Below are 17,110 nucleotides of genomic sequence, written 5' to 3' on the forward strand. Positions count from 1 at the left end.
GATCCTAGATCAAATCCATGGCCAGGATCGTCGCCAGCATCGCGTCATGCATGCCGGGGGCCGCAGCCTCGGGTCCTGACTCGGGGTCCGGCTCCGGGTCTGGCAAGGTCGTCTCTTGCCCGCCAGCGCGGGACGCAAGACCCGGTTTGATCAGCGACCACGCGTAAAGATCGGCGGCGGACTGGCCCGGATCGACCTCGGGGCCGCGATCGCGCGGCGTTCCGTCAAACACGAATACATCGCTCATTTCGGCCGTGGTATCGAAGGTCACGCGGGGCGCGTCGCGCGGGGATTGGGGCGCTGCCAACTGTGTCTGATCGTGCTCCGCGCCGGTCTGTGCCTGCAAATATCCAAAGGAAAACATCGTCATCTCCATCAATAAGGTCATACTATGATGAAGATACGGGCCGGCACGCGCCCCGGATCAGATCACCGGGATCGCAATTCCGTGACCTCGCGCGGACATGGATGTCATCAATGGCTCATGGGCCGCTGGCGCGCCGTTCCCGGCAGCGCGTCACAGCGACACGACCACCACCGATTGCCCCTTGGCCGCCAACCCGATCTTGCCCGCACATAGCCGCAGCGCATCGGCACCGAATACCTCGTGCCGCCAACCGGACAAGGCCGGCACGTCGCGCTCGCCCGCGGCAATCAGGTCCAGTTCCGAACTGGTCGCGATCAGCTTGGCGGCAACTCCGGCGCTTTCGGTCTTGGATTTCAACAGAACCCGCAGCAGGTCGGCAAGCGCGGGGTTGACCTGGAGCTTTTCGCGTGCCCGGTCGGGCTTGGGCATCTTGTCGGGCGGGCATTTCACCCCCCGCTCGATGGCGGCCAATATGCCATCGGCAATCGCCCCGCGCCGGGCCTCGCGCAGCAACAGGCGCAACCCGCCAAGATCGGACGCAGAACGCGGCTTGGCCGAGGCCAGTTCGACCAGGGCGTCATCCTTGAAAACCCGGTTGCGCGGGATGTTGTTGTCCTGGGCATGGCGTTCGCGAAACGCCGCCAGCGCCTGAACGATAGCGAGGAACTTGGCGGAATTGGTGCGCGTCTTGACCCGTTTCCACGCCTCTTCCGGCTCGATCTCATAGGTGGCCGGGTTGGTCAGGATCTGCAATTCCTCGGCGACCCAGCGGGATCGGTTGGTTTTCTCGAGCTCGGCAGCGAGGTATTCATAGATCCGGCGCAGATGCGTGACATCGGCCAGCGCATATTTCTTTTGCGCTTCGCTCAGCGGGCGGCGCGACCAGTCGGTGAACCGGCTTGACTTGTCAACCGATGCCCGCGCGATCTTGCGCACCAGCGTTTCATAGCCCGCCTGTTCGCCAAAGCCACAGACCATCGCGGCGACCTGGGTGTCAAACAACGGTTCGGGAAAGACCTTGGCATCGACCCAGAAAATCTCGAGATCCTGCCGCGCCGCGTGAAACACCTTGACGACGCTGGTGTCACGAAACAGATCGTAAAGCGGTTCAAGCGACATGCCCTCGGCCAGCGGATCGACCAGAACCGCGTTTTCGTCCCCCTCGCCCGGCATGGCCAGTTGCACGAGGCACAGCTTGGAGTAATAGGTCCGCTCGCGCAGGAATTCGGTATCGACGGTGACATAGGGTTGGCCATGGGCCTCCTTGCAAAAGGCAGCAAGGTCTTGGGTCGTTGTGAGTGTTCGCATCTGTGGGGTGTCGTTTGCTTGTTTGTTGTTGTTCTTGCGCAGAAGGCGCAGGAGCGCACCGTCTTGTTCAACCCTTAGTTAAATCCGCGCAAATTGCAAACCGGATGCAGCGGGGCGCAGTTAAGGCATCAAGAGCGGTTCGCGCATCCCGCCGGCAAAACGCCGCAGCACCGCCGGGTAGAGCGCATGTTCCTGTACCAGCACCCGCGCGGCCAGCCGCTCCGGGGTATCGTCGGCACGCACGGGCACCCGCGCCTGCCCGAGGATCGGCCCTTCGTCCAGTTCGGGCGTGACTTCGTGCACGGTGCAGCCATGTTCGCGCTCGCCCGCCTCCAGGGCGCGGGCATGGGTGTGCAGCCCCCGGTATTTCGGCAGGAGCGAAGGGTGAATGTTCAACATGCGCCCGGTCCATTGCCCGACAAAGCCCGCGGTGAGCACGCGCATGAAGCCCGCAAGACAGACAATGTCGGTCTGCGCCGCGATCAGCGGCTTTATCAGTTCCGCCTCGAATGCGGCGCGATCGCCTCCAAAAGGCCTGTGATCCACCACCGCCGTCGCCACCCCGCGTTCGGCGGCCTTGGCAAGACCACCGGCGCTGGCATCGTTGGACATCACGAGGCAGGGACGCGCCGGATGATCGCCGCGCATGCTGTCGAGCAGCGCGACCATGTTCGAGCCACCACCAGAGATCAGGATCGCGACGCGCTTGTGGCTCACAACAGCGCGCCCCGGTACCGCATCCCCGGCTGGCCCGTGACGGTACCGATCCGCTGCACGGTTTCCCCGGCCTCGCCCAGCAGCGCGCCCAGTTCGTCGGCCCGGGCCGGATCGCAAGCAAGGATCATGCCGATACCGCAATTGAAGGTCTTGAGCATTTCGGCCTCGGCAATATTGCCCACCCCGGCCATCCATCTGAAAACGCCAGGCAATTCCCAGGCATCCAGGTCGATATCCGCCCCCAGCCCGTCGGGCAGGACGCGTGGCAGGTTTTCCGTCAGCCCGCCGCCGGTAATATGCGCCAGCGCATGCACGCCGCCCGCCCGCACCGCCGCCAGTGCCGGCCTGACATAGAGCCGCGTCGGAGTAAGCAGCGCGGCGCCCAGCGTTCCATCGCCGAACGGACAATCCGCCGCCCAGCCAAGCCCCGACATCTCGACCAGCTTGCGCACCAGAGAATAGCCGTTGGAATGCACGCCGTCGCTCGCCAGCCCCAGCAGCACGTCGCCCTCGGACACGCCTTGGGGCAAGGCGCTGCCCCGCTCCATCGCGCCGACGGCAAAACCGGCAAGGTCGAAATCGCCCGGCGGGTACATGCCCGGCATCTCGGCGGTTTCGCCACCGATCAGGGCACAGCCCGAGCCTTCGCACCCCGCCGCGATACCCTCGATGATCCGCGCCGCGGTTTCGGTCTCAAGCTTGCCCGTGGCGAAATAGTCGAGAAAGAACAGCGGCTCCGCACCCTGGCACACCAGGTCGTTGACGCACATCGCAACCAGATCGATGCCCACGCCGTCCACATGCCCGGTATCAATGGCAATGCGCAGCTTGGTGCCGACGCCATCGGTGGCCGCGACCAGCACCGGATCGGCAAACCCCGCGGCCTTGAGGTCAAACAACGCGCCAAACCCGCCAAGGCCGCCCGCCACGCCGGGCCGCACGGTGCGTTTGGCCGCCGGCTTGATCCGCTCGACCAGCGCGTTCCCCGCGTCGATATCCACACCCGCTTCGGCATAGGTGATGCCGTTCTTGCCATTTGTCATGCGCGCTGTCCCTGTGCTGTCTTCGCGCGGGGTAAAACATTGCGGTGCCGCTTGCAACACATGCCGCGCCACGCACCCTTGACGCTCCCGCTCATCGTGATACGCAACGCTAAGGCGGGCCTGTAGCTCAATTGGTTAGAGCAGAGCGCTCATAACGCTTTGGTTGCGGGTTCAAGTCCTGCCGGGCCTACCACTCGCCGATCTTTCCCGATGGAATCAGCCTTGCGTTCCCAAATGGACATAAGGCTGATCCGGCTCAGGACTGGTTTTGCACGGCGTCGCGAGCGGGGGTGTGCCGAATTCGGCGCGGCATCGATGCTTTTGCCCAATTAGAACCGCAAGGCACAGGCTCACGGATTGGCACCATTGATACCCCCACGAATCCAGCAACGCATGGAGATGAAATGACCAGAGATAAACAGAAACCTGCCCCCCACCCGGTGTCGGCTACGCGCGCAAAGGAGCCGCCGGGATCATTGTTAATGACCCCTGAAGAGATCGAAAACAGCGAGATGAGAAATCTGGAAAAGCTTCGAGAGCGCCTGAAGGCACGAGGACTGATCTCCGAAGACCGGGAAACAGACCCCTAGGTGCGGATTGCGCCCCCCAATGTTACAAGGTGCGCGATCGTTGTGTGGGATGGCGGTCGACCAAGAAAAACCGGCGGATCGGACGCGACCGGTTGGTATGCCATTACTTGTCCTTGTGCTTCTTGCCCCGGTCGCGCGAACGGTTGGCCGCGTCTTCAAGGCGGTCCGCATAGGCTTGGCGCGCGCCGTCCGACATCCGCCCCAGCTGTTCGAGCAACACCGTGTTTGCCATCGCCTGCCAGGTCTCGCGGCGGGCGAATTGTTCGGCGAACAAGGTTTCCAGCGCCACCGGGTCAAATGGCGTCTCGCGCACCAGTGCGGCGACCTCGAGCGTCGCGGTCTTGCGATCGGGTCCGGGATCGGCCGAGCGGTGGCGCATCGCTTCGCGCACTGCCCGGCGGTCTTCGCGCGGCAATTCACGGTACAGCGTCGCGCCCAACACCGGGGGCGGACGCCGCGCGCCCTCGGGGCCGCCAAACCGCATGGCCGCCCCGACCGCCAGCCCGATCACCAGCAGGTTCAATGCCAGCGAGGCCCCCAGCAAGAGCCGGAGCCACAACCGGTTCCGGGGTGCGGGAGTGTCTTGTTGCATGTTCATCTATCCTTCCTCGGCCATCGCGATGACCAGGCTGTCCTGGTCAAGAAACGTGCTGTCGCTCATCAGGTATTGCGCCGGGTCAGGCAGCATCGAAGGCGGCGCAAAACCAAGCCACACCCCTGCCGCACAGGCCGTTGCCAGACCGCCGATGCCCGGCCAGCCGCCCAGCATGTCATAGAGTTGCCGCCAGCGTGAGCGACGCGGCGCGGGGGCCGGTGCCCGCCTGTGCTGCTGCACCCGGACCGCATCCGCCATGATCCGGTTCGCCAAGCCATCGGGCAGGCCGGCGGTCTGCTTGCGGGCGGCGTCAAAAAACACGTCCAGATCGATCATGTCCTTGTCAGTGTCAGTCATCGCTATACCCCAGTTCGTCCTTGCGCCCGGCCAGTTCCCGGCTCAGCGCCCGTTTGCCCCGTGCGGTCAGGCTCTCGACCGCCTCGGTGCTGATCTCCATGATCTCGGCGATCTCCGGATTGGAGAGCCCCTCCAGATGCCGCAGTACCACGGCCTCGCGCTGCCGGTCGGGCAATGTCTCCAACGCGGCCTGCAAGGCGTCCGCGCGGGCGGTCTGTTGCAGGTGCTCGGCGGCGCTTTCGCCCGGGTCGGGCGGGTCCGGCACGTCGTCGAGCCGTGCCATGCCACCGCGACGGCGGCGCTTGATATCAAGGCACAGGTTCAGCGTCACGCGGTAGAGCCAGGTGCTGACCTTGGCCTTGCCCGTTTGCCAGTCCGGTGCCATCCGCCACAGGCGCATCATCGCCTCCTGGGCGACATCCTCGGCCTCGGCACGGTCTCCGAGCACCCGCATCGCCACACCCAGTGCGCGCGGCGCAAGGCGCTCGGTCAACTCGCGCGCTGCCGCCTGCTCGCCATTGGCGAACAGGACCAGCAACGCATCGTCCGAAGGCGCGACACCGGTGGGGATCACCGCAGCTGGCCCGCGCTGATCCGCCGATATGAAGCCCCCTTCGGGCACCGGGTCAGTTCTTGTGCCACTTGCCCTTGCCGTGCTTGCCCATGCGTTCCTTTGCCTCGTCGAATTCCGCTTTCGAGATGCTGCCGTTCTCGTCCTTGTCCATGCGGTCAAAGGCCTTGTCCGCCCGTTTGCCCTGGCGGGGTTGCGGCAGCTCGTCCTGCGACAGTACACCATCCCCGTTCTCGTCAAAACGCTCGATCATCGCATCGACACGTTGCTCGGCAGACTTGCGCGCCGAACCCAGCAACTCGTCACGATCCAGCGACCCGTCGCCATTGGCATCCGCGTCGTTGAACCGGACCTCGTGCCGCGCCGAGAATTCCTCTTTGGAGATCTCGCCATTGCCATCCTGATCCGCCTGTTCGAACGAGATCGGCGCGCGATGCATTCCGCCGGGCTTCTGGGCCATGGCGGCCCCCGCGGTCAAAGCGATGCTGCCTGCGATGATCGCAACAATAAAACCTGTATGTTTCATTTGTTTCTTCCTTCGTTGCGACGGCCCTCTGCCGTCCGTCATATCTACAAAACGCAGCGCCCCGCTGTTTCCGTCGCCGCCTGCGTTGTTTTTTGCGGACCTTCACCGCCCAGTCCCCGGGCAGCGCCAAAGCAATCGTCGCGACATCCCGCCGCAATTGCGCCGCACCCCCTTTCGGCGGCCCGCGTTGAGCCCCATTTTGGCCGCGGGAGAACAGACATGACCGACGAATCGCAAAACCTCACGGCGGATGCCGTGCAAACAACCGACCGCGCATTATGGCCGGCCATGGCGCGGGGCTGGCGCTGTAAATGCCCGAAATGCGGCAGCGGTCCGCTATTGCAGGGCTATCTCAGGGTCAACGATACCTGCACGGTGTGTCGCGAAGAGCTTTTCCACCACCAGGCGGACGATGGCCCGGCCTATCTGACCATCCTGATCGTCGGGCATATCATGGCGCCGCTGCTGCTGTTCGTCTTTACCATGTGGCGGCCCGAGCCGTTGACGCTGTTCACGATTTTTGCGGTTGGCTGCGTCGGGTTGTCACTCTATCTTTTGCCGAGATTGAAAGGGGCGATTGTCGGGTTCCAATGGGCCCGGCACATGCACGGTTTCTAGGACAAGGCTCCGGAAACCGGCCTGCCCTTCGCCGGCAGGAGAGAGCATGAGCATGGACAAGACCGCAATCCGCAACGCCGCCACGGTCATCGTGCTGCGCGACCGTATGGGCGATCCGTCGATCCTGATGGGACAACGGGGTGCCAAGGCGGCGTTCATGCCCAACAAGTTCGTGTTCCCCGGCGGAGCGGTCGATGCGGATGACCGGTTGGTTCCGCTGGCGCGCCCGCTGCCCGATCTCTGCCATGAGCGTCTGTGCGAAGACGCACCGCACGGGCTTCAGCAGGCCCTGGCCGTTGCCGCCATCCGCGAACTTTGGGAAGAAACCGGCCTGATCCTCGGCACGCCCGGCGCGTGGCAAGGCCCCGTGCCAGCGGATTGGCAGGGCTTTGCCGCAACCGGCAACCTGCCGGCGGCGGATGCTCTGCAATTTGTTTTTCGCGCGCTGACCCCTCCCGGTCGGCCACGCCGCTTTGATGCGCGGTTTTTCCTGGTCGATGCAGAGGCGATCCGGGGCGATCTTGATGACTTTACCCATGCCAGCGACGAGTTGTCTCACCTGCAATGGGTCAAGCTGAGCGAAGCCCGCCAGTTTGACTTGCCGTTCATCACCGAGGTGGTGCTGGCCGAAGTTGCCGGTCGCGTCGATGATCCGACGCCCCCGGCAAGCGTGCCCTATTTCCGCAACAACGACGAGGCCAGCCTGTTCCTGCGCCTGCGCGGGGTCCAGATGCCCGAGCATGATTGAGGCGACCCGGAGCCTTGGGGGCTCTGCCCCCGCCGCCCAAGGGCGGCTCCCCCGGAGTATTTTGACAAAGATGAAGGGGGCGATTTTGAACCGGGTCTTTGTGGATGGGACCTGTTTCTGGCGGCGGCGACATTGATCCCCAGAGGGGTTTGCCGGCCGGGCGTTGAGGCCGCCGTTTCTCGGGCCGAACGTATCAGGTGGCTGGCATGTTCCGGTCTCGGGACGGAAGGTCATCTGGCCGGTTTGCGGCGCAAATCGCCTGCCGGACACTGCGGGGAACGCCTGATGAAGGCATCGCGCCAAACTGCTTCCCGAGGGTCGGCACCCGCCCATCCGCGGCATCTTTGAACGCGGGATGTGAAGGGGCATCGTGCCAGCCAGCCCGACCGCGATCGTGGATTCCAAAGTCCGGTGTTGTCCCGATCAGGGCGCGATCACAACCTCATCCCATTCACCCCGGGCTTCTTTCATCAGCGCATTGCCTGCGGGCTCGCCGATCGACGGGCAGGCCTTGAGAATGGGGAATGCCTTGATCGCCAGGCGTCGGCCCGCTTCGCTGTCGGATGGGTAGTGTACCCCCAGCACCTCGCGGTTGCGGGCAATTCGTGCGGCCATGTCAAACAGCGCGTTGCGCTTGACATGTTTGGGGTGATTTTCCGGCAGATGGGCCGTTTCCATCAGCGGCACGCCTCCGGTCGTGTGCATCGCCTCGTTGAGGCACAGCGCCAGCAACCACGCTTCGGTGGCGTGGGCACTGGGATAGGCGGCATGCTGGGGCACGTCGATCGGCGGCGCAAGGCCCGGGTGCAGCTGAGACGGGCGCGGGCGGTTGAACTTGTCCTTGAAATGAAAGGCCAGGAACTGCGCCACCGTCACCGCAATATGCGCCAGGCGATAGGTTTCGGGATGCGACAGGTAGGTGAAGGGCACGATGCCCTGGAAATAGCCGATCATCGTGCCGCGTTGTTGCAGCGCCTCTTCGATCACGCCAGGGCGGTATTCGATCAGGCCGATCAGCTCGGTGAGTTCCTTGGGCAACTCATAAGGTTTTTCTTCCAGACCCAAGGAGGCATCCGCGAGAAAGTTGGTGTTGTCGCTCGAATTGCCCGCCGAACGGGCGGGGATTGGAAGAGTGATGCCTGTCCAGTCTGGGGTGCCTGATACATTGGAATCATTCACCGCGAATTCAGACAGGAACGCCACCGCCTTGTTGCCGGGCGACCAATGTTCGAAGGGGGCGCTTTGAAAGCTCTTGTAGATCGCGTGCAGGCGCACCGGATTACCTGCATCATCCTGCGTTTCGGGATTGGTGGGCGGCCAGGCGTTGCCGGGCCACCATCGGTTTTCTACGGCAATTGTGTCGTCGCCGTCATTGACCACATGGGGTGATATCCCGAGCCCCAGATAGGTCGGGCTGCCGCCATAGCCGGCGCTGTCCCGAGCATCGCGCGCGTCTCGGGCGTCTCGCGCATCCCTGGCATCTCTGGCGTCACGTGCGTCGCGCGCATCCATGCTTCCGATCGGTCCGGCGGGTCCTGTCATGGCAATATCCTTTCTGGTGAAACAACGGTGGTCTGAAATATCCTCTCACTCGGGCACGCCGGCCTGTCGCAGCCGCGCGCAGAACAATTCCGCATGTGCCGGGTCGCTATAGAGCCGATGCGCCCTGCGGTAGCGCGCCAGCGAAAACCCCGGTTCAAGCCTGAGCAGCCGGTCGGCGGCCGCCCGTGCGGCGTCATGATCGCCCAGTGCCTCCTGCGCAACAGCGAGCGTGCGCAGGCCGCTGGTATAGCGCGGGTTTTCGGCCAGCCCCATCGACAGCCATTTGACGGCGCTCCGCAAATTCCCGGCGTCGTAGTGAACGGTGCCCAGAAAGACATAAAACTGGAACAGCCGCGGATCGAAGGGCGACAGGCGCAGCGCCCGTTCCGCCGCCTCGATACCTTCTGTGGCGCGGCCCAGGCTGGACAGGGTCACGCTCGACAACAGCCAGGCGGTAGAGCTGCTGGGATTGGCCTGCCGGGCGCGGTCGAGATAGGCGAGCGCGGTGTCGAAATTGCCGAACATATAGGCTTGGACATGGCCGAACGTGGCCAGCGCCCGCGCGTCGAGATCGTCGAGGCGGATCGCCTGCTGGGCCAGCAGCGCGGCCTGTTCGGCGTCGCCGGTTGCATCGCCTGACCAGCCCTGCCCCACGTTGAGACTGTGCCAGCGCGCGGCCCAGGCGAAGGGCGGCGAAAAGGTCGGATCGCCCTCCATGGCGTTTTGCAGATGCGCACGCGCCTCCTTGAACGGGCCCGGTTCAAGGCTGCCGATCAGGTCCAGCGCCCGCAGATAGCTATCATAGACCGTGAAGGAAGCCGGCGCCTTGCGCAACGATCTGCGCCACTCGGCGGCCCGCAAGCCCGGCAGCAGGTGCGACAAGGCGGCCTCGACGATGTCGTCCTGCACCGCAAATGTATCCGCATCGGCAAAGTCGCGGCGGAGGCTGGCCAGCACCTCGCCGTTGCGGGTATCGAGCAATTCGGCCGACAGGCGGTACCTGGATCCTGACTGCCGGAGAATCCCGGTGATCAGATAGCGCACCCCCAACACGGCGGCGAGCGATTGCGGATCGGCGGGCTGGTTGGCAAACGCGAGGGTCGAAGAGCGCGAGATCACCGTCAGGTCGCTGAGGCGGGACAGGCGCGAAACGATATCCTCGACGATCCCCGAGGCAAAATACCTGTCGGCCTCCTGTCCGCTGCCGCTGGTGAACGGCATCACAGCGATCGAGGGAAGGCTGGCCCGCGCAGACGCAACCGCGCCCGCCGGGCGTCCGTCAGTGACCAGTTCAAAGGCGATGACCGGGTTTTTCATCTTGCGCAGCGCGATGCTGCCCAGCGGGCGGGTTTCGAGATCAGGGTCATCGGCGATGCGCTGGCACACCGCATCGGTCATGATCGCGCCCCCTGCCGGCGCGTGTTCCTGCAGGCGCGCGGCGATGTTTACGCCATCGCCCAGGACATCGTCACCGTCGCGCAGGACGCGGCAATAGTTCAGCGCCGCGCGCAGCATCAACCCGTGACGGCGGCGGCGGGACTCGGCCTGGACATCGCGCACCCATCGGGCCGCGTCGGCAGGTCGATCAAAGGTGACAAGCACACCGTCGCCGGTCGAATTGACCAGTATGCCGCCGTGATCGGACAGCAGCGGCAACAGCGTTTCCGAACGAAGGGATATCCAGCGGCGATAGGTTCCGTCCTCGTCGGATTGCATCATCTGCGAAAAGCCGACCACATCGACAAAGCAGACACAGGCCCGGTGGCTGGCTGGTCGATGCCGTGCCTCTGATCCGTCGGCCAGCGCGGCATCCCCCGCATCCTGCGGCCCGGCGGGCGGCGCGTCGGAACGCGCCTGGGTCACTCCGCGGCGCGCCCGCTCGGATATCCCGCCTTGCTGTAAATCCTTGCGGCCCTGCAACATTTACCCACCTTCCTACGTGCATTATGCGCCGATTCGCGCTAAAAGTTAACGTAAAGGAAAGTTTCGCCCCGCCGGTTTCGGCCCGGCTCGGTTCAAGCGGCAAGGCATTTGGTGTCTTCGGAGCTTGGCGAATTCGGAAAGGCAAACCCATGTCGGTCAAACTCTTTCTATTCGAAAAAGACGAGAGCACCCTGGTTGATAAGCTGGACAATCAGGCCAGAGAGTTGGGCGAAGACTGGCTGAGGCTGGACAAACTTCTTGAGAATGGGTTTGTGCATGACAGTTTCGTGCCGGGCAACGAGCACGGTTTCAACAACCCCTGGGCGATGGAGGAATTCGACGGCAAGCGTCTTTTCAATGAGGGCGAAGAACCGGACCGTGGCTTTGGCGTGCCGCTGGCTCTGCCCGATCGCGAGACCGCACTACGCATCATGGAACTGCTCAGGCCTGTGCCATCATCGGAAGGCGGACAAATCGTGTGTACCGAGTTGACGCCGATGACCGCGGAACTGGCCCCCAAGGGCCAGCATTGGTGCGCAGGCAGAGGCCAGGGATATGGCTTTGGTACCCGGGCGGCGGCGCGGCACCTGATCGCTGCGGACCGTCTGGCAAACCTGCGCGGCAGCGGCGTGCATGTCTTTGTCGTCGATCAGGGCCTCGACCGTTCCTATATCGAGCGACTGGGCGGAACCTTTGCCACCGGCATCCCGTGGGAGGCCGACGGCAAGATCAAACGGCCCGGTGAGGAAAAAGCACCCTATCTGCCGGTTGAACGGGGGCATGGCGGAATGCTGGTGCGGTCGCTGATCGATCTGGCACCGGACTGTCATATCTATGACTTTCCCCTGATTCCGCGACGTATCACCGGATCGGAGTTCTTTGGCCTGCATGCAACCTTTGCCTATTGGACGTTGCGGCTGATTTGCAATGCGTTGGCTGGGCCCTGGGTGATCCTGAATGCCTGGGGCCTGGTCGATCGCTTTGCCGAAACCGTTCGCGGAGATTACAGCAACAACCGCGATCACTGTCTGAATGTCATCATCGCCAGCATCGGCAGGACGCATGATGTGATTTTTGCCGCCGGCAATAACGGCCAGTTCTGCGGTGACCCCCGCGCCACCGGCTACGACCGTGGCCCTGGCCGCAGCATCTTTGGCGCAAACGGATTGCCAGAGGTCTACAGCGCCGGTGCGGTGCGCACCGACGGCACCTGGGTCGGTGCGGCGTCGCAGGGGCCCGGGCCGTCGGGTTTTGAATCTCCGCCCGGTGCTCCGGTCGAGAAACCCGATCTTGCCGTGCCCAGCTGGTTCAACGAGGACAACGACGCGGCCCTGCGCAGCGGCGGAACATCTTCGGCCGCCGCGGTTCTTGCCGGGATCGTTGCCGCGCTGCGGTCACACCCCGAGTTGCACTCGATTGCGCCGGCCGCGCTGCGCCAGAGCCTGCGGAACAACAGCAGGCCGACCAACGGGCCGGGCTGGAGCAGGCGCAGCGGCGCCGGGATCGTCAACCTCACCGGCGTCATTTGACCGCGTTCCTGTTTCGCCCCGGACGTCGGCAAAACACCGCAACAATCGTTTCTCGACCTGATCTCCCTATGGAACCTGTGGGGCGTCGTATCAATACAGGAGGAACCAAGCGCCGCGTTTCGCCGGCAAAACCGGAACCCGCCAAAGGTTCTGCAGGCAATTGAATTTCTCAGACGGTTTGCACCGCCCATTTCTGACACGGGTTGATGAATGCGTTGACGATTGTCCCGCGCTTTCGGGCGGGCAAGGTGATGACAGCCTTGTGTGAAGCCCCGGCGGCACGCAGACGATCAGCAAGAGTTTTCAAATTCGCTTCCGGGTAACTGGCAACAAGCGTACCAGCCCCACGTTTACCGAAACCAAACCTCTTCTCCATGTTGTGCCCGGGCGATGCGCTGTGTAAAGAAACGAGACATCGCGGATCGGTGGCCGAGCGGTCGAAGGCACCAGTCTTGAAAACTGGCGTGCGTGAAAGCGTACCGTGGGTTCGAATCCCACCCGATCCGCCACAATTTATCCCTAACGCATTATTTTATAATGTAATTCTTGATACTTCGCGCCTGCGTTCCCACATCCATTCCCACACATGCCGCGCGTTTCAACGCCCTCAGTCCTCCAGAAAATCGCCGTCGTCTTCGCCCGTGATCAGACGGCGCTGGGTGTCGCGGTCGATTTGGCCGTAGCTGCGCAGTGTCGTCAAAACGTCCGTGTGGCCAAGGTTTTGCGACAAGGCCACCAATTCCGCCACCGACTCGCTGGTTTTTGCGCCGTGGCGGGCCAGCATGTGACGGAAGGCGTGAGGGCCAAAGGCCGGGAGCTTGGCCGCTGCAAAGGCTCCGTTGACGATCTTGCGCACGGGTTCCGAGGTCTTCCAGGCGCGCCGCTCGAATCCATGCGCAGCAAATCCCGTGTTGGATTGTGGCGCAATCGCCGTTGCCGGAAAGAGCGGGTCGTCAGGCCCGAACAGCGCCTCATCTTCGAGATAGGTCATCCACGCACCCAGCGCGGCTTCGGCCTCCGAGAAGTCCTTGGCGAAGAAGGTGTGCAGGCTCTTGCCGAACTTCGTCGCCACTTCGCGCGGGTTTTGCGTGACGGACTTTTCCGCCAGATCGACGTGCTTGAGCCGCAATGAAATCAGCGCCCCCACACGTACGCCCGTCAGACAGAGCAGCGCGAAGATCGCCTTGTCACGCTTCTCGCGCGGGGTCGTGTCGGGCATCGAGGCCAGCGCGCGTTTGGCCTGTTTGATGCCCGGTGCAGCGCGTGGCGGGGCGGCACGGGCTTCGGCCTCGTCCCGGCGCGACAGTTTGAAATAATCTGCGTCCGCCGCCCTGATCCGACTGCGGAAGCCGTCCTGCTGCGACAGCCAAAGCGTGAACTCACGCATCGTCGCCAGAATGGCGCGCAATGTCGATTTGCTCAAAGGGCTACCGCTCGCGCCCTTCGCTGCCTCAAGATGCGTACGAAAGCCCATGGCCCACTCGATGTGGAACCGCGCAAAATCCTTTCGCCCGTTCCACACGTCGAAGCGCTCCAACGCCGCCAGTTCCCGATCCAGAGATTTATCGGACAGTTGGCGCGCATATTTGCGATAGTCGATGAACTGACGCTTCAGGCGTTCATTCTTTTCATTCGGTCGTTTGCCCATGATGGCCTCCGTTCAGTTGGTCGTGCCGAAGATGGGGAGCGCAGCAGCCCCCGGTTCTTTGTGAGTGGATTTTTCGCAAGCATGGATGCCACAGGTTCCCGGACCTGAACCGCTGAACTTTGCACCGCCGCCCTTCCGAAACAGCGCGCGAATTGGGCGCATTCCGCAGCGCACCGCCGCCTGCCTTGAACAGGAAAAACAAGGGGGCATCTGTCCACCTCCTTAATGTGCCCTAGTGCCGCGTAATTTTGAGGTCGAGAGTCCGGGCAATTTGGGGAATCAGGGCTTCGGAAACGGGCTTGGCAACAACCGTTCCGCAGGCATCGCAGAGCGCTGTCAACTTCGCGCGGCCACTGACGATGTCACAGTCAGCCATGCCTTCCGCCGCCCTCCGTTCTGCCCGGCAACAGACGCAATAAAATGTGTCGATCCGGGTCTTGACTGACCGCTTGTCGCGCTGCGATTTGATGTGGTCGCGCAGGTCGTCGCCCCGGATCAGTGCGGGGCGCATACCGTCCATGACCGGCAGACCGTCCACCACCCAATTTCGGATAGTCCGGGGAGTGACGCCGGACGCCTCCGCCGCCTCCTCGAAGGTATAGCAGCGGAAGGCTTTGATCCCATTCAGGCGCGCTTTTTTGGGCATCTTAGCCTCACTCGCCCGTCGAAGTTTCGTTGCGCTTCAACCAGTCCCGCAAGGCGTCAATGGTGATCAGACGGCGCGTGCCGATCTTGACGCTTTTCAGCTCACCTGACGACAGCGCTGCATAAAGTGTGGTGCGTCCGATGCTGCAAAGGCGCGCGGCCTCGTTGGGGGAAACCGCAAGGATTTGCGCGGCCTGGTTGATCAATTCCGGTGTGTTCGTCATGGCTCATTCTCCTTTGTAAGAGCATGAGCGGACGTTGCCGGACGCGAGGTGGTTCAAAACAGAGATGAGGTTATGAACCAGTTATGAACCCCCGCGCTCATTTCTGATGTAGCGCTTTATTGCGGAGTCCGACGGTATGGAACGATTAGGATATTTGGCCTTGAATGCGGTTCGCACTTCGCCCGCTTCGGCGTTGACACCCTCAACCGCCGTACCATCGCGAATACGGCCTGCGATCAAGGGCCTGAGCAAATCTCCATGCGCGCTTGGACGTCCACCAGGATTCTTGCGGGGCGAGCCAGCCAAAACACCGGGATCGGCAATAACGCGTAACGCGCCGGTCGTGATGTCAATCTCGGTAAGGTCATCGAGGCGCACCGTTGCCAAGCCAGCCATCGGCAAAGCCCCCTGAGCCGTCACCACAAGCCGCCATTCCGACCGGGCTTCACGCCCCAAGGCATCTTGCAGCGCGCGCGCATCGTCTTCAGTCTCTAAGGTCGGGTGAAAGTAGAGCATCACCGTCGCTGCGTCGGCTTGGGCCGCGCCGATCCGCCATGTCTCACCATGAACGCTGGACGATTTGCGTTGCCGACACCCAAGGGCTTCGGCCAAGTGTTCAATCAACTTTGGAATATCCGGCGAGAATACGGCTAACCGCGCGGCGGCAAGGGGCAGGAAACCGAGGTCCGGGCAGTAATACCCATACATATCCGTCTCATAAACAACCGGTGCGGAATGCGGCGCGTCGCATTCATCGCACACAACCGAAGTCAAGACACCCGCTTCGCGCAGATAGCCATGACGGACTAGAGCCGCAAAGCCATCGTCGTCGCCAAAATCTGTGGAAACTTTACCGCCTTGGGCAATAATCTCGCAAAGCCGAGACGTTGCGGTCACTCGATTACCTCAAACAACTCGGCTTTGGTCGGTGGCGGGTCCAACAACTCCCAGCGCTCCAACAGGCCAAAAACAAATGCCCGCTCCGCCTCGGTCTTGTTCGGTACGCTCGTCGTGTTGGGCGTGCGTAGTGTCACTGTCAGAATTTGGCCCTTTTTGCCATCGCGAGGCGCTTTGAATATGCGCAAGGTTGCCGCAACAATCTGCCAGCCTGCGGCCTGCAATGGCGACGCTACCCCAAACCGCCGTTTCAGGAATTGATAGAGAGACTCATCTTCACCGCGCTTTTCGGCCATCAAGAATGCCCCATCCATTGACCGAAAAGACAGCGAAGACACCTCGACACGTTCAATTCCGTCCGCCGGTACGGTCGTCAATTCCGGCGCACCGCGAAGCACTTCAAGACGAACATTGCGACGGGGTATTTGGACGGGCGGTTTGGAACGTGGGGCGAAATGCTTTGAAAAGGCTTGCAGATACTTGTCGCGGATTTTGTGGCCACCTTTGGCGCAAATCTCGACGATCCGTTCTTTGGGATCACAAACAACACCGACCTCAAGAACCTTTTGCCGCGTGTGCCGCTCAAGGCTGGTTTCTCCGAAGGCCAATTCGCTTTCGGCGTGGTCTTCGACATAAATCGTGGCTTGGGTCAGTTGTATTTCCGTGCCCGTGACTGGATCAATTCGCACCGGGTGAAACCAATCGGCCTCACGTTTTCGATGTGCGGGTAGCTTCAGGATGCCGACTGTTTCCTCCAAGAATGCATTTTGCGCGCTTGGTTGATCCAGAACCCAAGGCTTGCCATCATCTAGGAATTGAAAGCGCGCCCATTGTTTTCCGGCGGACCTGCGCAGGTAGGACGCTTGAACCTGAACGCGGTCGATCATCACGCGGTCATGCTCCGTCGCCAGCATCAATAGGACGTCTTCGACGCCCTCATACCCTTCCAGATCGACGCCTTCCCCGGCGCAAACATGCGCCACGCCGCTCATGCCATCGTCTGAGGCAAGTTCTGCCAATAGCTCCAACTCAGCCTTCACCGCGTCCTGTCGCGCGTCGGGCAAGCCCGCAATCAGGGCCTCGATGGACTTCACAAACGCCCCACCGCGCCCTTCGCTAACCCAATCGAAATCGCCGTCAGTTTGAACACCTCGCGCTGCCAGAAAAGCCCGCAAACGCTCTGAAGGAGATTTCCGAATGAAAGCACTAAATGATGCCATATCTTGCGTCCGTTCAGTTGGCTTTATCGAAGCATGGGGGCA

Annotated in this window: 20 protein-coding genes and 2 tRNA genes; 6 read left to right on the forward strand and 16 right to left on the reverse strand. The window is 62.6% G+C overall.

From position 1 onward, the window contains the following. Positions 1 to 4: 4 nt before the first annotated feature. The 4 genes from ACP15R_RS01545 to purM all read right to left on the reverse strand — a co-directional run bounded on the left by ACP15R_RS01545 (position 5) and on the right by purM (position 3,435). Positions 5 to 364, reverse strand: a complete 360-nt coding sequence (locus ACP15R_RS01545) for a hypothetical protein (protein WP_424984605.1) — start codon at positions 362 to 364, stop codon at positions 5 to 7. Positions 365 to 517: 153 nt separating this feature from the next. Then, entirely contained in the window at positions 518 to 1,675 is a 1,158-nt protein-coding gene (rnd, locus tag ACP15R_RS01550; protein WP_424984606.1) for a ribonuclease D, read from the reverse strand. 120 nt (positions 1,676 to 1,795) lie between these two features. After that, positions 1,796 to 2,392, reverse strand: coding sequence for a phosphoribosylglycinamide formyltransferase (gene purN, locus ACP15R_RS01555; protein ID WP_424984607.1), 597 nt, complete (start codon positions 2,390 to 2,392; stop codon positions 1,796 to 1,798). Beyond that, positions 2,389 to 3,435, reverse strand: a complete 1,047-nt coding sequence (purM, locus tag ACP15R_RS01560) for a phosphoribosylformylglycinamidine cyclo-ligase (protein WP_424984608.1) — start codon at positions 3,433 to 3,435, stop codon at positions 2,389 to 2,391. Before purM ends, purN begins: the two co-directional genes overlap by 4 nt. A 116-nt stretch (positions 3,436 to 3,551) precedes the next feature. On the opposite strand from purM, the gene ACP15R_RS01565 reads away from it, so the two are divergent. Then, a tRNA-Ile gene (locus tag ACP15R_RS01565) sits at positions 3,552 to 3,628 on the forward strand. Between the two features lie 211 nt (positions 3,629 to 3,839). Next, the gene (locus ACP15R_RS01570; RefSeq protein WP_424984609.1) at positions 3,840 to 4,025 is read left to right on the forward strand and encodes a hypothetical protein; all 186 of its coding nucleotides are present in this window, start codon (positions 3,840 to 3,842) and stop codon (positions 4,023 to 4,025) included. 103 nt (positions 4,026 to 4,128) lie between these two features. On the opposite strand, the gene ACP15R_RS01575 is transcribed toward ACP15R_RS01570, so the two are convergent. Genes ACP15R_RS01575 through ACP15R_RS01590 form a run of 4 tightly spaced genes read right to left on the reverse strand, consistent with a single transcriptional unit; the run spans position 4,129 to position 6,074 of the window. After that, positions 4,129 to 4,623: a periplasmic heavy metal sensor gene (locus ACP15R_RS01575; RefSeq protein WP_424984610.1), complete on the reverse strand. Its 495-nt coding sequence runs from the start codon at positions 4,621 to 4,623 to the stop codon at positions 4,129 to 4,131. After that, positions 4,624 to 4,977, reverse strand: coding sequence for a hypothetical protein (locus ACP15R_RS01580; RefSeq protein WP_424984611.1), 354 nt, complete (start codon positions 4,975 to 4,977; stop codon positions 4,624 to 4,626). After that, on the reverse strand, positions 4,970 to 5,599 hold the full coding sequence (locus tag ACP15R_RS01585) for an RNA polymerase sigma factor (RefSeq protein ID WP_424984612.1): 630 nt from the start codon (positions 5,597 to 5,599) through the stop codon (positions 4,970 to 4,972). The genes ACP15R_RS01580 and ACP15R_RS01585 overlap by 8 nt, the downstream gene beginning before the upstream one ends. 4 nt (positions 5,600 to 5,603) lie before the next feature. After that, complete coding sequence (locus ACP15R_RS01590; RefSeq protein WP_424984613.1) at positions 5,604 to 6,074, reverse strand: EF-hand domain-containing protein; 471 nt, start codon at positions 6,072 to 6,074, stop codon at positions 5,604 to 5,606. Between the two features lie 219 nt (positions 6,075 to 6,293). On the opposite strand from ACP15R_RS01590, the gene ACP15R_RS01595 reads away from it, so the two are divergent. Then, complete coding sequence (locus ACP15R_RS01595) at positions 6,294 to 6,692, forward strand: DUF983 domain-containing protein (RefSeq protein ID WP_424984614.1); 399 nt, start codon at positions 6,294 to 6,296, stop codon at positions 6,690 to 6,692. A gap of 52 nt (positions 6,693 to 6,744) precedes the next feature. Next, positions 6,745 to 7,440 (forward strand): NUDIX hydrolase, encoded by a 696-nt coding sequence (locus ACP15R_RS01600; RefSeq protein WP_424984615.1) that lies wholly within the window; start codon positions 6,745 to 6,747, stop codon positions 7,438 to 7,440. A gap of 423 nt (positions 7,441 to 7,863) precedes the next feature. Here the strand turns inward: ACP15R_RS01600 and ACP15R_RS01605 are convergent, their stop codons facing one another. Beyond that, positions 7,864 to 8,982 carry a phosphatase PAP2 family protein gene (locus ACP15R_RS01605; RefSeq protein WP_424984616.1) on the reverse strand — a complete coding sequence of 373 codons (1,119 nt, stop codon included), beginning with the start codon at positions 8,980 to 8,982 and terminating at the stop codon, positions 7,864 to 7,866. Between the two features lie 45 nt (positions 8,983 to 9,027). Beyond that, positions 9,028 to 10,905 (reverse strand): adenylate/guanylate cyclase domain-containing protein, encoded by a 1,878-nt coding sequence (locus ACP15R_RS01610; protein ID WP_424984617.1) that lies wholly within the window; start codon positions 10,903 to 10,905, stop codon positions 9,028 to 9,030. A gap of 149 nt (positions 10,906 to 11,054) precedes the next feature. Between ACP15R_RS01610 and ACP15R_RS01615 the strand changes: the two genes are divergently transcribed. Next, positions 11,055 to 12,434: a S8 family serine peptidase gene (locus tag ACP15R_RS01615; RefSeq protein WP_424984618.1), complete on the forward strand. Its 1,380-nt coding sequence runs from the start codon at positions 11,055 to 11,057 to the stop codon at positions 12,432 to 12,434. Positions 12,435 to 12,603: 169 nt separating this feature from the next. On the opposite strand, the gene ACP15R_RS01620 is transcribed toward ACP15R_RS01615, so the two are convergent. Further along, a complete protein-coding gene (locus ACP15R_RS01620) occupies positions 12,604 to 12,810 on the reverse strand; it encodes a hypothetical protein (protein WP_424984619.1) in 207 nt (68 codons plus the stop codon). Positions 12,811 to 12,853: 43 nt separating this feature from the next. Between ACP15R_RS01620 and ACP15R_RS01625 the strand changes: the two genes are divergently transcribed. Beyond that, positions 12,854 to 12,943: transfer RNA gene (locus ACP15R_RS01625), tRNA-Ser, on the forward strand. Between the two features lie 98 nt (positions 12,944 to 13,041). Here ACP15R_RS01625 and ACP15R_RS01630 read toward each other — a convergent pair. The 5 genes from ACP15R_RS01630 to ACP15R_RS01650 all read right to left on the reverse strand — a co-directional run bounded on the left by ACP15R_RS01630 (position 13,042) and on the right by ACP15R_RS01650 (position 17,068). Next, positions 13,042 to 14,082 (reverse strand): tyrosine-type recombinase/integrase, encoded by a 1,041-nt coding sequence (locus tag ACP15R_RS01630; protein WP_424984620.1) that lies wholly within the window; start codon positions 14,080 to 14,082, stop codon positions 13,042 to 13,044. 232 nt (positions 14,083 to 14,314) lie between these two features. Then, positions 14,315 to 14,728, reverse strand: coding sequence for a helix-turn-helix domain-containing protein (locus ACP15R_RS01635; protein ID WP_424984621.1), 414 nt, complete (start codon positions 14,726 to 14,728; stop codon positions 14,315 to 14,317). Between the two features lie 7 nt (positions 14,729 to 14,735). Then, positions 14,736 to 14,951: a helix-turn-helix domain-containing protein gene (locus ACP15R_RS01640; RefSeq protein ID WP_424984622.1), complete on the reverse strand. Its 216-nt coding sequence runs from the start codon at positions 14,949 to 14,951 to the stop codon at positions 14,736 to 14,738. An 81-nt stretch (positions 14,952 to 15,032) separates the two neighbouring features. Next, positions 15,033 to 15,848 (reverse strand): hypothetical protein, encoded by an 816-nt coding sequence (locus tag ACP15R_RS01645; protein ID WP_424984623.1) that lies wholly within the window; start codon positions 15,846 to 15,848, stop codon positions 15,033 to 15,035. Next, on the reverse strand, positions 15,845 to 17,068 hold the full coding sequence (locus ACP15R_RS01650; RefSeq protein WP_424984624.1) for a hypothetical protein: 1,224 nt from the start codon (positions 17,066 to 17,068) through the stop codon (positions 15,845 to 15,847). The genes ACP15R_RS01645 and ACP15R_RS01650 overlap by 4 nt, the downstream gene beginning before the upstream one ends. Between the last annotated feature and the right edge of the window lie 42 nt (positions 17,069 to 17,110).

The organism is Microbulbifer sp. S227A, assembly GCF_049800935.1.

What these genes read in the sequence shown, in the direction of transcription:
- purM (WP_424984608.1), bottom strand. Translation starts at nt 3,435, where the DNA reads ATGACAAATGGCAAGAACGGCATCACCTATGCCGAAGCGGGTGTGGAT.
- ACP15R_RS01545 (WP_424984605.1), bottom strand. Translation starts at nt 364, where the DNA reads ATGTTTTCCTTTGGATATTTGCAGGCACAGACCGGCGCGGAGCACGAT.
- ACP15R_RS01635 (WP_424984621.1), bottom strand. Translation starts at nt 14,728, where the DNA reads ATGCCCAAAAAAGCGCGCCTGAATGGGATCAAAGCCTTCCGCTGCTAT.
- ACP15R_RS01600 (WP_424984615.1), top strand. Translation starts at nt 6,745, where the DNA reads ATGGACAAGACCGCAATCCGCAACGCCGCCACGGTCATCGTGCTGCGC.
- ACP15R_RS01640 (WP_424984622.1), bottom strand. Translation starts at nt 14,951, where the DNA reads ATGACGAACACACCGGAATTGATCAACCAGGCCGCGCAAATCCTTGCG.
- ACP15R_RS01605 (WP_424984616.1), bottom strand. Translation starts at nt 8,982, where the DNA reads ATGACAGGACCCGCCGGACCGATCGGAAGCATGGATGCGCGCGACGCA.
- ACP15R_RS01610 (WP_424984617.1), bottom strand. Translation starts at nt 10,905, where the DNA reads ATGTTGCAGGGCCGCAAGGATTTACAGCAAGGCGGGATATCCGAGCGG.
- ACP15R_RS01620 (WP_424984619.1), bottom strand. Translation starts at nt 12,810, where the DNA reads ATGGAGAAGAGGTTTGGTTTCGGTAAACGTGGGGCTGGTACGCTTGTT.
- rnd (WP_424984606.1), bottom strand. Translation starts at nt 1,675, where the DNA reads ATGCGAACACTCACAACGACCCAAGACCTTGCTGCCTTTTGCAAGGAG.
- ACP15R_RS01615 (WP_424984618.1), top strand. Translation starts at nt 11,055, where the DNA reads ATGTCGGTCAAACTCTTTCTATTCGAAAAAGACGAGAGCACCCTGGTT.
- ACP15R_RS01575 (WP_424984610.1), bottom strand. Translation starts at nt 4,623, where the DNA reads ATGAACATGCAACAAGACACTCCCGCACCCCGGAACCGGTTGTGGCTC.
- ACP15R_RS01580 (WP_424984611.1), bottom strand. Translation starts at nt 4,977, where the DNA reads ATGACTGACACTGACAAGGACATGATCGATCTGGACGTGTTTTTTGAC.
- ACP15R_RS01570 (WP_424984609.1), top strand. Translation starts at nt 3,840, where the DNA reads ATGACCAGAGATAAACAGAAACCTGCCCCCCACCCGGTGTCGGCTACG.
- ACP15R_RS01590 (WP_424984613.1), bottom strand. Translation starts at nt 6,074, where the DNA reads ATGAAACATACAGGTTTTATTGTTGCGATCATCGCAGGCAGCATCGCT.
- ACP15R_RS01630 (WP_424984620.1), bottom strand. Translation starts at nt 14,082, where the DNA reads ATGGGCAAACGACCGAATGAAAAGAATGAACGCCTGAAGCGTCAGTTC.
- ACP15R_RS01595 (WP_424984614.1), top strand. Translation starts at nt 6,294, where the DNA reads ATGACCGACGAATCGCAAAACCTCACGGCGGATGCCGTGCAAACAACC.
- ACP15R_RS01650 (WP_424984624.1), bottom strand. Translation starts at nt 17,068, where the DNA reads ATGGCATCATTTAGTGCTTTCATTCGGAAATCTCCTTCAGAGCGTTTG.